This is a genomic window from Shewanella septentrionalis, from assembly GCF_025370265.1.
Lineage (GTDB): Bacteria > Pseudomonadota > Gammaproteobacteria > Enterobacterales > Shewanellaceae > Shewanella > Shewanella hafniensis.
In genome coordinates this window covers 45,924-60,056 of record NZ_JAMTCC010000032.1, presented here as the reverse complement: position 1 = coordinate 60,056, position 14,133 = coordinate 45,924, and the positions used below count along the sequence as shown (strand labels likewise).

The 14,133-nt window shown below is 46.2% G+C and carries 17 protein-coding genes; 10 read left to right on the top strand and 7 right to left on the bottom strand.

Annotation, left to right across the window (positions count from 1 at the left end; all coding sequences use genetic code 11):
* On the top strand, positions 1 to 1,272 hold a 1,272-nt coding region (locus NE536_RS17115; protein ID WP_261273432.1), incomplete at its 5' end, for a S10 family peptidase.
* Positions 1,273 to 1,406: 134 nt separating this feature from the next.
* The gene (locus tag NE536_RS17110; protein WP_220777044.1) at positions 1,407 to 2,021 is read left to right on the top strand and encodes a LysE family translocator; all 615 of its coding nucleotides are present in this window, start codon (positions 1,407 to 1,409) and stop codon (positions 2,019 to 2,021) included.
* 89 nt (positions 2,022 to 2,110) lie between these two features.
* Here the strand turns inward: NE536_RS17110 and NE536_RS17105 are convergent, their stop codons facing one another.
* A complete protein-coding gene (locus tag NE536_RS17105) occupies positions 2,111 to 2,431 on the bottom strand; it encodes a DUF3144 domain-containing protein (RefSeq protein WP_106649673.1) in 321 nt (106 codons plus the stop codon).
* A 73-nt stretch (positions 2,432 to 2,504) separates the two neighbouring features.
* Positions 2,505 to 3,068 (bottom strand): prepilin-type N-terminal cleavage/methylation domain-containing protein, encoded by a 564-nt coding sequence (locus NE536_RS17100; protein ID WP_107946702.1) that lies wholly within the window; start codon positions 3,066 to 3,068, stop codon positions 2,505 to 2,507.
* Positions 3,069 to 3,255: 187 nt separating this feature from the next.
* Here NE536_RS17100 and ung point away from each other — a divergent pair, with 187 nt between their 5' ends.
* Positions 3,256 to 3,921: a uracil-DNA glycosylase gene (gene ung / locus NE536_RS17095; protein ID WP_261273431.1), complete on the top strand. Its 666-nt coding sequence runs from the start codon at positions 3,256 to 3,258 to the stop codon at positions 3,919 to 3,921.
* A gap of 84 nt (positions 3,922 to 4,005) precedes the next feature.
* Here the strand turns inward: ung and ispB are convergent, their stop codons facing one another.
* Entirely contained in the window at positions 4,006 to 4,977 is a 972-nt protein-coding gene (gene ispB, locus NE536_RS17090; protein ID WP_037391117.1) for an octaprenyl diphosphate synthase, read from the bottom strand.
* Between the two features lie 271 nt (positions 4,978 to 5,248).
* Here ispB and rplU point away from each other — a divergent pair, with 271 nt between their 5' ends.
* The 7 genes from rplU to NE536_RS17055 all read left to right on the top strand — a co-directional run bounded on the left by rplU (position 5,249) and on the right by NE536_RS17055 (position 9,618).
* Complete coding sequence (rplU, locus tag NE536_RS17085; RefSeq protein WP_006080526.1) at positions 5,249 to 5,560, top strand: 50S ribosomal protein L21; 312 nt, start codon at positions 5,249 to 5,251, stop codon at positions 5,558 to 5,560.
* Positions 5,561 to 5,574: 14 nt separating this feature from the next.
* Positions 5,575 to 5,829: a 50S ribosomal protein L27 gene (rpmA, locus tag NE536_RS17080; protein ID WP_006080527.1), complete on the top strand. Its 255-nt coding sequence runs from the start codon at positions 5,575 to 5,577 to the stop codon at positions 5,827 to 5,829.
* Positions 5,830 to 6,043: 214 nt separating this feature from the next.
* Entirely contained in the window at positions 6,044 to 7,213 is a 1,170-nt protein-coding gene (cgtA, locus tag NE536_RS17075; RefSeq protein WP_106649677.1) for an Obg family GTPase CgtA, read from the top strand.
* Between the two features lie 27 nt (positions 7,214 to 7,240).
* Positions 7,241 to 8,002, top strand: coding sequence for a threonine/serine exporter family protein (locus NE536_RS17070; protein WP_220777047.1), 762 nt, complete (start codon positions 7,241 to 7,243; stop codon positions 8,000 to 8,002).
* Entirely contained in the window at positions 7,999 to 8,472 is a 474-nt protein-coding gene (locus NE536_RS17065) for a threonine/serine exporter family protein (RefSeq protein ID WP_106649679.1), read from the top strand. The genes NE536_RS17070 and NE536_RS17065 overlap by 4 nt, the downstream gene beginning before the upstream one ends.
* A gap of 27 nt (positions 8,473 to 8,499) precedes the next feature.
* Positions 8,500 to 8,982 (top strand): type 3 dihydrofolate reductase, encoded by a 483-nt coding sequence (gene folA, locus NE536_RS17060; RefSeq protein WP_261273430.1) that lies wholly within the window; start codon positions 8,500 to 8,502, stop codon positions 8,980 to 8,982.
* A gap of 222 nt (positions 8,983 to 9,204) precedes the next feature.
* Positions 9,205 to 9,618, top strand: a complete 414-nt coding sequence (locus tag NE536_RS17055) for a DUF3718 domain-containing protein (protein WP_006080534.1) — start codon at positions 9,205 to 9,207, stop codon at positions 9,616 to 9,618.
* Positions 9,619 to 9,928: 310 nt separating this feature from the next.
* Here NE536_RS17055 and NE536_RS17050 read toward each other — a convergent pair whose 3' ends face one another.
* The 4 genes from NE536_RS17050 to rsmA all read right to left on the bottom strand — a co-directional run bounded on the left by NE536_RS17050 (position 9,929) and on the right by rsmA (position 14,128).
* Entirely contained in the window at positions 9,929 to 11,950 is a 2,022-nt protein-coding gene (locus tag NE536_RS17050) for a methyl-accepting chemotaxis protein (RefSeq protein WP_261273429.1), read from the bottom strand.
* Between the two features lie 96 nt (positions 11,951 to 12,046).
* Complete coding sequence (locus tag NE536_RS17045; protein ID WP_261273428.1) at positions 12,047 to 12,871, bottom strand: symmetrical bis(5'-nucleosyl)-tetraphosphatase; 825 nt, start codon at positions 12,869 to 12,871, stop codon at positions 12,047 to 12,049.
* A 21-nt stretch (positions 12,872 to 12,892) separates the two neighbouring features.
* Entirely contained in the window at positions 12,893 to 13,273 is a 381-nt protein-coding gene (apaG, locus tag NE536_RS17040) for a Co2+/Mg2+ efflux protein ApaG (protein ID WP_006080538.1), read from the bottom strand.
* A 48-nt stretch (positions 13,274 to 13,321) separates the two neighbouring features.
* Entirely contained in the window at positions 13,322 to 14,128 is an 807-nt protein-coding gene (rsmA, locus tag NE536_RS17035) for a 16S rRNA (adenine(1518)-N(6)/adenine(1519)-N(6))-dimethyltransferase RsmA (protein WP_106649684.1), read from the bottom strand.
* Positions 14,129 to 14,133: the final 5 nt, after the last annotated feature.

The following is a 14,133-nucleotide window of genomic DNA, read 5'->3' as shown; positions in this document are numbered from 1 at the left end:
TATTTACGTAACGATATTAAAGATAGCAGTACACGCCCAGTCACTTTTATCTTTAACGGCGGTCCGGGTTCGGCCTCACTTTGGTTGCACATGGGCTTATTCGGTCCTAAACGTGTGGTGGTGACGGATGCAAAGGATGACGGCGCAGCACCTTATCATATTGAATCAAACGATTACTCTGTGCTCGATGAGTCCGATCTCGTGTTCATTGATCCCGTAGGTACAGGCTTTAGCCGCGCCTTAGGCGATAAAAAATGTGCGGATTTTTGGGGCGTGAAAGAAGATGCCCAGTCGATTGCCGAGTTTATTCGCCGCTGGTTGATTGAGCATAAACGTTGGAATTCCCCTAAATATTTGGCGGGTGAAAGTTACGGAACTACCCGCGCGGCAGCGCTTGTAAATGAATTGCAGGGCGGTTGGACCGACATTTCGGTCAATGGGATTATGCTGATTTCATCCATTCTCGATTTTAGTCATGCCCGTTACCAGCCGGGTAATAATCAGCCGTATATTGGTTTTTTACCGACCATGGCGGCGACGGCTTTTTACCATAATAAAGTCAGCGCTACGGATAAAGCTTTAGGGCTAGAGGCTTTTATTGAGGAAGCGCGCCAGTTTGCCATTAAAGATTATGCCCTCGCGTTGTTGCAAGGCAGCCGCTTAACACCCGAGGCATATCAAGCTGTACGTCAAAGCTTAGCGCGCTTTACGGGGTTAAGTGAGCACTATTTAGATCGTGTTAATTTGCGCGTGAGCGCCAGTCGATACACTAAGGAGCTGCTCAGAGATCAAGATTTGACGATAGGGCGGTTAGACAGCCGCTACACAGGTAAAGACTACGACAGTGGCGGCGATTCAACCGACGATGATCCATCTGGTTATGGGATTGATGGCGCTTATACGGCTGCCATGCATCAATATCTGTATGACGATTTGGGCGTGACCTTATCCCGTCCTTTCAACGTCCTCTCCGTTGATGTGAACCGGAGTTGGAACTGGAATATCAGCGGTAAGCAGATGCACTATGTCAACGTCGCCCCTTATCTTGGCCAAGCGCAACGTGAGAACAAAGATCTGCGGATTTTTGTCGGCAACGGTTACTTTGACTTTGCGACACCATTTTTTGCCACCGAAAATACCTTTGCCGATAACGGCATAGATAATAGTCGTGTGAGTATGCATTACTATAAAGCGGGGCACATGATGTACGTTGAGCCCGAATCCTTAACTCAGTTAGTGAAGGATATCCGTGCTTTTTATCATCCTAAATAGCCGTTAATTTATCGACAAACGGATGGATTAGCGTTAACGCCTTAATGGCGCAATGCTAGAATAGCAAGCAAGTTTAAGGCCCCAGAGTTTAACTACATCAAAGGGGCCTTTTTATTCGGCGTAAGGTGTGTTCAATGAGTTTTAGTACTTGGTTAGGTTTATTGGCGATTTGTTGTTTGGGGGCTATGTCGCCGGGCCCAAGTTTAGCTATGGTGGTGCGCCATACCTTAGGCGGTGGACGGGGCAAGGGCATAGTGTGTGCGTGGGCACATTCGATAGGCATTGGGATTTATGCGTTGGTGACGTTACTCGGCTTAGCGGTTGTACTTAAAAAGGCGCCCTTAGTCTTTAATGGCATTGCGATTCTCGGTGCTTTGTATCTGGCTTGGATGGGAGTTCAGGCGCTGCGTTCCAAGGGCGGTATGCAAGCTAAATTGGCCGCAGGGGAGGCGACAGATACCTTGACCGCCGCCCGTGATGGTATCGCCATTTCCTTATTTAATCCTAAAATCATGCTGTTTTTCCTCGCATTATTCAGCCAATTCGTGATGGTGGCCGACAGCATGACGGCTAAAGCTTTAATCGTTTTTACCCCTTTAGTGGTCGATGGACTTTGGTATACGCTTATCGCTTTATTGTTATCCCACTCAAGCGTGTTGCCTAAACTACGGGAAAAGGCAGGGTTAATTGATAAGTTGTCCGGCGTGGTGTTGATACTGCTGGCATTCCGCGTGGTATACACGCTTTAGTTATTGATTGCAGGTCATCTGTTTCAACAAACAAAAACGCCATCAATCGATGGCGTTTTTTATGTTTTCGCTATGCATGAAGGGCGTGCTTAGCCTTTAAACATTTGCACTGAATTGTCGGTCTCTTCTGCCACCGCTTCTTGGAGAATTGGCGGATTCGCGATGTGATCGTCTAAGTTGTCACTCAGCATTTCTTTGAATTCACTGCTAAACCATTCTAATGCGCTTTCTTTCTCGGCGCCGAGATCCGCTGATTTAATCGCGGCTTCGAAGGCGTTAAAACGTGCCGCGGCAAAACGCAGTGCCGTGCCAACTTTGCCTACATCTGCTTCTTGTTGGCTTAGCTGATTGGCTAAGGCAATAAACTGATCGGCAAGTTCGTAAATGGTGGTGTTGCTCGTGTCGGTCATGGCGTTCACTCTAAAAAGTAACAGATTAAAGTTCGATTCTAACTTAATTGACGTAAGAAGGAATCGTCAGGCATTAACTATTGGGATCTGTGTCGGTAATGACGACTCCGGTTTGGGAGTCATAACTGATTGAGAGTTTGTCGTTTGTTCGATAGAAATAAGTGCACTTGCCAGGATTGGTATAACTGGCTTTGTAGTCGGTTTCTGTCGCATCAACATTTAAGCGCGAGACACTCGGTTGGGTATTTTGGAATAATACTTCCCATACTGAGATACAGTCTTCGACATTATCGAGCGCCGGTGAGGCTTCATTACCAAAGATATAGTGTTGTGCAGGCCAGCCGAAGGCGTTGAAATCCACTTGTTCAGATTGCGCCGTGCCAAATACCGGTAAGTCTTCTTTTGGACCTGAACCCACTTTTACCGCCCAAACGGATCGCGCCAGATTGATAGCTGACTTAAAGCCACCGCCTGCGGCTTTGACTGTTGCGATTTGCGCATCTTGCTGCACATTGATAAATTTTGGCAGGGCCACTACCGCTAAAATACCGAGCACTATGATGACCACCACAAGCTCTATTAAGGTGAAACCCGTTTGATGTCGTTGCATCAATTTATCAGAATGTTGGATCATCATGGCGTATTAGACTGTGCGAGAATGGGCGCACTATAGCATTTAAATTCGAATGTTTTAAATTGAAAGTCTTAAAGCGAAACACAGCAAGCATAGTCTTATCAATTATCGACAAGCATAACCTTCAAACTTGCCATTCCACAGTAGGACTTTTAAGCTAACCCGATAATAGAATTGAGGAAGTAAAATCGTGACTCAGGCGACATGGCAAACATTTATCGATGAGCAAAGGGCTTTGCCTTATTTTCAGCAATTAAGTGCGTTTGTAGACAATGAACGCAGGGCTGGAAAAGTGGTTTATCCTCCTGAAGCCGATGTTTTTAATGCCTTTAGTATGACTCCGCTTGAAAAGGTCAAAGTGGTATTGATTGGTCAAGATCCCTATCACGGCCCAGATCAAGCCCATGGTTTATGCTTTTCGGTTAAGCGCGGTATTAAACCGCCGCCTTCCTTAGCCAATATGTACAAGGAATTAGCGACGGATATTGATGGCTTTACCATTCCATCCCACGGGGATTTATCCGCATGGGCGGAGCAGGGGATCTTAATGCTCAATACGGTATTAACCGTTGAGCAAGGTAAGGCACATTCCCATGCCAAAGCGGGCTGGGAAGTGTTTACGACTGCAGTGCTGGAATTATTGAATCGCCAGACTCAGCCGATTATCTTCGTGCTTTGGGGCAGTCATGCCATCAAAAAAGGTCAAGTGATTAACGCACCGCAACATCAAGTGCTCACTGGGCCGCATCCTTCACCTTTATCGGCCTATCGGGGTTTCTTTGGCTGTGGGCATTTTTCTCAAGTGAATCAATTATTACTTGAGCGGGGCGAAGCGCCGATCCGCTGGCAGGTTTAATCTTAGGATTGCGGATTTGAGACAATAAAAAAGGTCTTACTGAGTAAGACCTTTTCTTTGGGCTAAACACGAACTAGCGAGCGATCAATGATTACGGTCGACCGAAATTTTAGCAAGCGCAACTAAGGCTTGCTTGTAGTCGCTGTCGGGCAGAATCGATAATGCCTCGATGGCTTTCTCTGATTCTTCAATTGCTTTTTGTTGGGTGTAGTTTAACGCGCCGCAATGGTGCAGTGCTGCCACGATTTTATCTATGGCCTGTGTACCATCGCCTTGCTCAATTGCTTGACGTATGAGGTGTTTCTCTTCGTCTGTGCCATGGGCAATGGCATAGATGAGTGGCAGAGTTGGTTTACCTTCAGCAAGGTCATCACCTATGTTCTTGCCTAGCTCATCACTGTCGGCGGTATAGTCGAGTAAATCGTCGGTAAGCTGGAAGGCGGTACCAAGATACTTACCATAGTTACCTAAGGCGGTTTCTTGCTCTGGCGTCGCACCCGCTAACACACCCGCAAGCAGAGTAGCCGCTTCAAATAACTTAGCGGTTTTGCAATAAATGACCCGCATATAGCTTTCTTCTGTGGTGTCAGGATCGTTGCAATTCATCAGTTGTAAGACTTCGCCCTCGGCCAATACGTTCGTGGTATCCGCTAACACTCTGAGCACTTTCATGCTGTCGAGTTCAGTCATCATCTGGAAGGAACGGGTATAAAGAAAATCGCCGACCAGCACGCTGGCGCTATTGCCGAACAGTGCGTTGGCGGTTTCTCGTCCGCGGCGCAATGTCGATTCATCAACTACATCATCGTGGAGCAATGAGGCTGTATGGATAAACTCAATAATCGCCGCTAGCTTAAGATGCGCTTCGCCTTCGTAGCTCACCGCACGTGCGGCTAATACCGACAGCAGAGGACGAAGACGTTTACCACCACCATTAATAATGTAAAAACCTAATTGATTAATTAGGGCGACATCTGATTCAAGCTGTTTATATATCAGCTGATTGACTGCTTGCATATCAGTGTCAGCCAGTTGACGAATAGCGTTTAAATCCATAGTAGACTCTGGTTGTGGGGTCATTACGTACCGGCCCCTGTTTAGGCTCACGTGTTATAATGAAATGAATTTTACCTAAAATTCTGACATATGACAGCACTAGCTCAACTAATGTGAGAGTTAATCCGGTCTTTTTTTATTCTTTCCTAATTAGGGCTTGCCAGAGTTAGATTCTTCGCGTAAACTCCGCGCCCATTGTCAATAAAGTTTTTATAGCACCCTGCCTCATCCAAGAATGAGCCCGCGTGTTAGGAATTGGAGTAAAATAGCTATGTACGCTGTTTTTCAAAGTGGTGGTAAACAACACCGTGTAGCCGAAGGCCACACTGTTCGTTTAGAAAAGTTAGAAGTTGCAACTGGTGAAACTATCGAATTCGATCAAGTTCTTTTGATCGCTGATGGCGAAACAGTGCATGTTGGTGCTCCTTTAGTAGCTGGCGGTAAAGTAGTTGCTGAAGTTGTAAGTCACGGTCGTGGCGATAAAGTAACTATCGTTAAGTTCCGTCGTCGTAAGCATCACGACAAGAAAATGGGCCACCGTCAGTGGTTCACTGAAGTTAAAATTACTGCTATCAACGCATAATAGGAGTCTAACTCATGGCACATAAAAAAGCTGGCGGTTCTACTCGTAACGGCCGCGATTCAGAAAGTAAACGTCTAGGTGTTAAGCGCTTTGGCGGTGAATCAGTTCTAGCTGGTAACATTATCGTTCGTCAACGTGGTACTAAATTCCACGCTGGTGTAAACGTAGGTATTGGTCGTGACCATACTCTGTTTGCTCTGACTGACGGTAAAGTGAAATTCGAAGTTAAAGGCGCTAATAACCGTAAGTTTATTAGCATCGAAGCTTAATTTTCGAACCTAGCTTATACTGTTAAAGCCCCGCCATTGGTGGGGCTTTCTGTTTTTTGTGCTTCTATTTACGCCGTGTAGATGCTTGAGTTGGTAAATGATTACCAAGAATGAGCATTGACAGGTAAGATTGGGAGCAAAGTATCTCGAGTTTTTTGGCGACCAATGAAGTTAGACGGTATAATTGCTTCATTCAGTGGTGCCAGGAGTAAGTATGAAGTTTGTCGATGAGGCAGTAATTAGGGTCGAAGCAGGCGACGGCGGTAGCGGTTGTGTTAGCTTTAGGCGCGAAAAGTATGTACCTGATGGTGGTCCTGATGGTGGTGATGGTGGCGACGGCGGCAGTGTTTTCCTGCAAGCTGACGAAAACTTCAACACCTTGATCGAGTTCCGTTTTGAACGTTTTCACATGGCTGAACGTGGCGAAAATGGTCGTGGCCGTGATTGTACCGGTCACAGCGGTAAAGATCTGATCTTAAAAGTTCCTGTTGGTACTCGCGCGGTCGATCATGATACTGAAGAAGTCCTTGGGGATTTAACGACCCACGGTCAAAAGCTATTGGTTGCCAAAGGTGGTTTCCATGGTTTAGGTAACACCCGTTTTAAGAGCAGTACTAACCGTGCCCCACGTCAAAAGACGTTAGGAACACCTGGTGAAGTTCGTAGCCTTAAATTAGAGTTGTTACTGTTGGCTGACGTTGGTTTGCTTGGCATGCCTAACGCGGGTAAGTCGACATTCATTCGTGCGGTTTCCCGTGCAACGCCGAAAGTGGCTGATTATCCGTTTACAACACTAGTGCCTAACTTAGGTGTGGTTAATCCACGTCCTGGTCAAAGCTTTGTGATCGCGGATATTCCAGGTCTTATCGAAGGCGCAGCCGATGGTGCGGGTTTAGGTATTCGCTTCTTAAAGCATCTTGAGCGTTGTCGTATTCTACTGCACATCATAGATATTGAGCCGATTGACGGAACCGATCCGGTTGAGTCTGCGCGCGCTATTGTTGGTGAGCTTGAGAAATATTCTCCAAAGTTGGCGAGCAAGCCGCGTTGGTTAGTCTTTAACAAAACCGATTTGCTGCTCGAAGAAGAGCTGCAAGAAAAGGTTGACCGTATCGTTAAAGAAATGGGTTGGGAAGGTGACGTTTACACGATTTCTGCCTACAACCGCGACGGCACTAATGAGTTGGCATTAAAACTCCTCGATTATATTGCGAGCCTGCCACCAGAAGACAATGAGGTTGACCCAGATAGTGAAGTCGAGTTCAAGTGGGATAATTATCATCAAGCCAACCTTGATTCATTAAATGAAGACTATGTTGATGAAGATGATGACGACGACTTTGATGATGACGACTACGACGTAGAAGTTATTTACCAGAGATAATCTTAACGTCCTAATTTTGAGAGTTCAGTGTACGCAGATACTCAAAATGATATTACTCGGCAAGTTGTGCGTGCTGCACAATTGCTACTGGCCTACGGCGCAGAATCTGATTTAGTTGAAGAAATCAGCCAGCGTCTAGGTCAGGCTTTAGGCCTTGCCAGCGTAGAACTCTCCATTTCCTCCAATTCCCTCGTATTAACCAGCTTGGTTCATGGTCGATGCATCACTACGACTCGTCGCATCCGTGAGCATGGCATTAATATGACCATAGTTTGTGAATTGCAACGCATCTGTTTATTAGCTGAAAAAGGGCTGTATGGCCCCAATGAAGTGCGTAAACGTTTAGCGCGGATTGAGCCTAAAAGCTATCCTCCAAGCTTAGTTGTCTTCATGATTGGCCTGTCTTGTGCTAGTTTTTGTCACCTGTTTAATGGTGATCTTATCTCGTGTGTGATTACCTTTTTTGCCGCAGCAGTGGGTATGTCAGTACGTTTAGCGATTGCTAAACGGCATTTTAATTTATTGATTAACTTTGCCGTCACCGCTTTTGTCACCAGTATGTTGGCTCAAACGGGCTATGTGTTTGAATTAAGCGAAACCCCTAAGGCAGCAATGGCAGCGAGTGTGCTAATGCTAGTGCCTGGTTTTCCGATGATCAATGCTATATCGGATATGGTGAAAGGGCATATGAATGTTGGCATCTCCCGTTGGGGCCATGCGACCTTGTTGACCGTTTCTTCGGTCATCGGGATTACGATCGCGATGCAGATCGGCGGGATTTTCCTATGATGGAATTACTGATAACGCTGTTGCACGATGCTTTTTTCTCAGCAATCCCCGCCGTAGGATTTGCTATGGTGTTTAATGTTCCTAAACGATTTCTTCCCTATTGCGCTATAGCGGGAGCCATTGGTCATAGCTCGCGCACCTTAATGCTACAGTTTGGTTTACCAATTGAGTGGGCCACCTTTGCCGCGGCTGCTATCGTCGGGATTATTACCATAGGGTTTGGAAAACGCCACTTAGCCCCCCCTTTAATGTATGCTGTCGCCGCCATTATTCCTATGATCCCAGGTACTTATGCTTTTAATACTGTCATAGCCTTAGTGCAATTGACTGCCCAGTCGCAGGTGAGTCCTGAGCTGACGGCACAAGTGATTAGTAATGGCCTCAAAACCGTCTTTATTCTCGGGGCGTTAGCTGTGGGGCTAGCCATGCCGAGCTTGCTGTATTTCAGAACCCGCCCCGTCATTCAATAATTCTATTTCAATAAAACAGGAGTGAGCATGCGCATTGCTATGATAGCCGCGATGGCAAACAACCGAGTCATCGGAAAAGAGAATAAAATGCCATGGCATCTTCCAGAAGATCTACGTCACTTTAAAGCCATGACCCTAGGTAAGCCTGTGGTGATGGGCCGTAAGACCTTTGAGTCCATTGGTAGACCCCTTCCTGGCCGAGATAATATAGTGATTTCGCGTCAAACGGATCTCGTCATTGAGGGCGTGACCTGTGTGACCTCTTTTGATGCAGCCAAACAAGCCGCCGGCGAGTGTGAAGAGTTAGTGGTGATTGGTGGCGGTCAGCTTTATGCCGAGTTATTACCTTACGCAGATACCTTATATTTGACGCAAATCAAGCTAGAGGTTGAGGGCGATACATTTTTCCCCCATTGGGATGACGGAACTTGGAAAGAAACGGAATCTTTGTCTAGTATAAATGCGGATGGTTTGGAATATCGCTTTATCAATTTGGTGAAAAAATGTTAAATTGCAGCCTCTGTTGTGTACCCTGTGTGTATGGGGCGTCAGTTTATCTAACGTATTGCATCATATCGGACATTTAGTTTTCACGGAAAGAAGAGATAGCCGATTTCGTTATCCTAGATTTCGAACGAGAGCTAAAGCCAAGAGGTCAATACCCTTGAGAGACGAGATGCAGCCCATACAAAATTGATAATAAAACTATAAGAAAGTATTAAGGAGTATCGGATGCGTCTTATGCCTGTAGCCTTGGCTGCGTTAATTGGATTTAGCTATATCACTGTACCAACCCCTGCTGTTGCGGGCGTTGATCCACTTGTCGCGAGTATTTGCGATTACGTCAAAGCTAACGATAAAAACCGCCTACGTAAAAAATTAAAAGAAAGCCGCGTTAAGCTACGTCAGATTTACAGTGGCATCAGTTGCGATGGCGCAAGTCTATTGCGTACCGCTTACGGCGCGAGTGCTAACGATGCCGGTGAGTTTGTGGCTAAACGTTTGTCGGTGACGGAACTGAGTGTCGCTGAAGCGGATGGTATGACTATCCAAGCTTGGGCTGAAGCAAACGGTCATGGTGATAGCCCTATCACTGCTGCAGTGAAAGAGCGTCTTGGCGCTGCTGCGGGCGGCGAAGAAGAGTAATCGCTGAGCTGGACTCGTTGCACCGAACTAGCGGCACTTTAGCTCTATTTGCAGCTTAGTTATATTAGGCGACGAGTATTAAGCAATGGGTTTAAGCCATTAGCGTTAAGAGCCTAGCATTAAGCGCTTTGCATTAAACATCTTGCCTTGAATCAGAACAAATGCCGAACTTAAGTTCGGCATTTTTTATGGCCTTAATTTGTGTAAAGGCGGTCAAGCTGAGTGTTCGGTAAGATCGGGGAAGTGAATTAGACTCAAAAGAAAGGGCCGCTAAGCGACCCTTGGTTTAGAAGATTTTAGCAATTAACATTTAGACTCTAAATTCGCCGACTGAGGCTTGAAGCTCTTCGGCTAATTTAGCGACTTGATGGCTAGACTGAGCCGTTTGATCTGCGCCGATAGCGGTTTCTTCTGAAATGGCAGCAATATGCTCCAGTTTCTCAGACACTTGCTGACTCACTAAATTCTGCTCTTGAGCAGCATGGGCGATATGAGTGCCTGAGTCATAGGCCTTATGCACAGACTGGCTAATGGTTTCGAGGGCAATGTTGGCTTGCTCAGTTTTTTCAACACAGGCATTTGCCTGAGCACGTCCCATATCCATGGCGGCAACGGCTTGCTCTGCACCTTGTTGCAACACTTCGATCATCTGTTGGATCTCTCGGGTCGATACTTGAGTACGTGAGGCTAAGCTACGGACTTCATCGGCAACTACCGCAAAACCACGACCTTGTTCACCGGCTCTAGCAGCTTCAATGGCGGCGTTAAGGGCGAGTAGGTTAGTCTGCTCTGCAATGCCACGGATCACATCCAAAATTGAGCCAATTGAGGCGCTATCAGACTGCACTTTATTGATCACAACGCCTGCCTTTGCCACTTCATCGGCTAAAGCCAAAATAGTCAGTTTGTTCTCTTCGGCAATGGCGCGCATATGCTGAGTTTCTTGGTCGGCTTGTTTGATTTGCTCAAGGGCTTGATCGGCACTTAACGACACCTGCTGCGCGCTAGAGCTCAGTTCTGTGGTTGCAGTGGCCACTTGGTCCACTTGGCTTTTTTGTTCTTGAATACCTGAGGTGGTTTGCGCTGTGATTGCTGACGTTTGTTCAGCTGCCGCGGCCAGTTGGTTCGACCTATCCAAGATACCGATAATCAAACTGCGTAAGCTATCGACGAGACGGTTGCAGTTTTTCGCTAGCTCCGCAAATTCATCGTGTCCAGAGTCATCCAGCTTATGGGTAAGGTTGCCTGAGGCTAAGACGTTAAGGGCATTGTTCACTTGGCTGAGTGAGCGTTTGAGCGGGTTCACTACAGCAAAACTCACAATGACAGCGACAATAATAGCAATTAACACTACAACCATGGTTTGTATGCTAGCAGAGTCAATCTTAGCTATGGTGTCGTTGCTCATGTTGGCGGCAACAAGTTCGATGTTATTGCTCACGTCCTCCATGTTGGAATTAATGACTTTTACGTCTTTTTCGATAATACCGAGTTTGATTACGGCTTCTTTAGCATGGGAAAGTTGGCTCGATTTCAGCTGTAACATAGATTGCGGGCCAGTGACGAGTGCTAAAACTTTTTCGATATCTTTAGTGACTGAACTTAAGGTATCCGCATCGACGATACCTTGGCCATGACGATTTACATATTCAAGCTTGTTCTTAGTTTCGCTGATAATGTAGTCCAGTTCTTTAGAGATCAATTCGTGTTTATTGTCTTCTTCATTAGTCACTAAATCTGCAATAGTGGTGATGATATTCCCGAGGCTAGTATCAATCGCGCTGGCTGACGCGGCCAGGCTCTGTTCATCGGGATTTTGACTGCTTTCTAAATCAACAATATCGAGCAGTTCTGATGAGGCATCATCGGCGGCATTTTCGAGTTTTTTCTTTAGATTAATTAATTGTTCTTGCTTGCTTAATGAAGCCTCACGTTCGGCGATCATCGCAAGGCTGTCTCGCTCAAAGGTTGAGAAACTACCGTTTAGTTGGCTGATTAAGGTGGTGAGTTCTGGCTGGCTTTTCACTAATTGGGTGATGTTGGCTATTTCGTTTTTGAACTGAGTGCCATGATCATCGAACACTTTACGAATACTGGGAATATTGGCCGATTTAGGGGTGTGATAAGCAATCAGGATTTGTCTTTGCTGCTCGCTCAAGGTTTCACTGAGGTGATTGGTCGACTTAAGCGCAGGTAAGCTTAATTCTTGCATCATCGCCGAGCTGGCTTTTAGGCTGTTGTTGGTGAGGTAGGATGTAAATCCCAGCACCACGAGCAAAAGCGTGACAATACCAAATCCGCCAATCACTCTGGTGGCTACGTTAAATTTCATAGGATACTCCGATTTTTATTATATTTTTCCAAATGAAAACAGGGCGATTTCAGGGTTAGGCGGCTCAGTCTGTTATCGACTTTAAGCTGTTTTAGTTTAACTCTTTTTTAACTTTTTTTGGGTAATTTTTTGGTCTTTTTCAAGATGCCATAGTGTTAAGTGTTCACCCCAACAACAACCTGTATCTAAAGCCTTTAATTTAGTATCGCCAACCTTGCCCATCAGTGCTGCCCAATGGCCAAAAACTAAGGTGTGACTCTGGCGCAGGGGCGAAGCAAACTCAAACCAAGGTTTGAGTTGTGGATTAGTACAGTTTTCAGGAGGTTGTTTACAATCAAAATCGAGTCGGCCATCGACATAGAGGTAGCGCATGCGTGTTAATGCATTGATGCAGTAACGTAAGCGTTCTATGCCAATTGCACTTGGGTCCCATTGCTCGGCGGTATCTGAATACATTTGGGCTATCAGTGCCTCAAGATAATCATCTTGTTTGAGTGCGCAACTGACGAGTGCGGCTTCTTCTCTTAATACTTCAAGCGACCACTGCGGTGGCACACCCGCATGACTCATGATGAGTTGGTGTTCGGGTAATTCACGCATTAGGGGTTGCTGTCTCAGCCAGTCAATTGAGGCTGAAATATCGGGCGATTCAAGAATTTCAGTTAAATTATCGCTGGGCTTAGCGCGTTTGAGCTTGCCGTGTAACGCCATTAAGTGGAGATCGTGATTGCCTAAAACCGTTTTAGCGGAATCACCTAAAGAACGAAAAAAGCGCAGCGTAGCTAAGGAGTTTGGTCCACGTGCAACAAGATCACCTACAGCCCAGAGTTCATCACGGGAGGGATTAAAATCGACCTTAGCGAGTAATTTTTGTAATTCAGCGAAACAGCCTTGAATATCACCAACAAAATAATGCGCCACAGTACCCCTTTCCTAACGATATTAATGTAGTAAGCCTGGGGTCGCTAAACGGAAGGGACGGATCGTCGCTTGGAAATGCTCACCCGATTCGCTGACCATACCATAAGTGCCATGCATTATGCCAAGGGGTGTATCGAGCACTGTGCCACTGGTGTATTGATAGGCGGTATTTGGCGCTATGGTTGGTGTTTCACCGACAACTCCGGCGCCTTGGACTTCACTGGTATTGCCATTGGCATCTGTGATTATCCAGTGTCGGGTTTCGAGTTTAGCTGCCTGCTCACCTAAATTGATGATAGTGATGGTATAGCTGAAGAGGTATTTTTCATCCTCGGGCGAGGACTGCTGCTCTATATATTCAGTTTTAACTTCAACCCGAATGGAGGTGTCCAATGCGCTCATTCTTGTTCCTAGGTTTTGGTATAAGGGCACCTAAGTGCCCTGATATATTTATGCTTTTTTATCACAAACCATGTTAGCCATAGCAACATACTGCTGCACGCTAATCTGCTCTGGGCGTTGACTTGAGTCAATCCCTAATTGCTCGAACTCATCGTCAGATAACATGTGCTTTAAGTTATTACGCAGAGTCTTACGACGCATGTTGAACGCCGTAGTACAAAGGTGACGTAGTACGGTCACATCTTTGCAAGGGTATGGCTTGACCGCGTATGGTAGCAAGCGTACGACTGCTGAGTCGACCTTAGGTGCGGGCGTAAAGCTGTGGGGTGGCACTTCGAGAACCGGAACCACTTGGCAGAAGTATTGTGCCATTACCGTTAATCGACCATAGGCTTTACAGCCAGGGCTTGCCGATAAACGCAGCACCACTTCTTTTTGCAGCATAAAGTGCATGGTTTCAATCTGTTCGGCAAATTCGAACAGGTGGAACATTAGCGGCGTTGAAATGTTGTAAGGTAAGTTACCGAACACTTTCATCTTTTTGCCAGGCACACTCAATTGGCCAAAATCAAACTGCAGAGCATCACCTTGGTGAATGGTCAGTTTATCTTTAAGGACTGGGTGTTGATGTAAGCGTTCAACCAGATCGCGGTCGAGTTCGACGACGGTCAGATTATCCACAGCATCGGCTACGGGTTCGGTTAAGGCGCCTAGGCCAGGGCCGATTTCGACCATCACATGGTGATTATCGGGGGCAATAGCACCCACAATGCGGTCAATCACATTGCCGTCGGTAAGGAAGTTTTGTCCGAAACGCTTTCTGGCCGTGTGGCCTAAATGTACTTTGTTGCTCATTAATA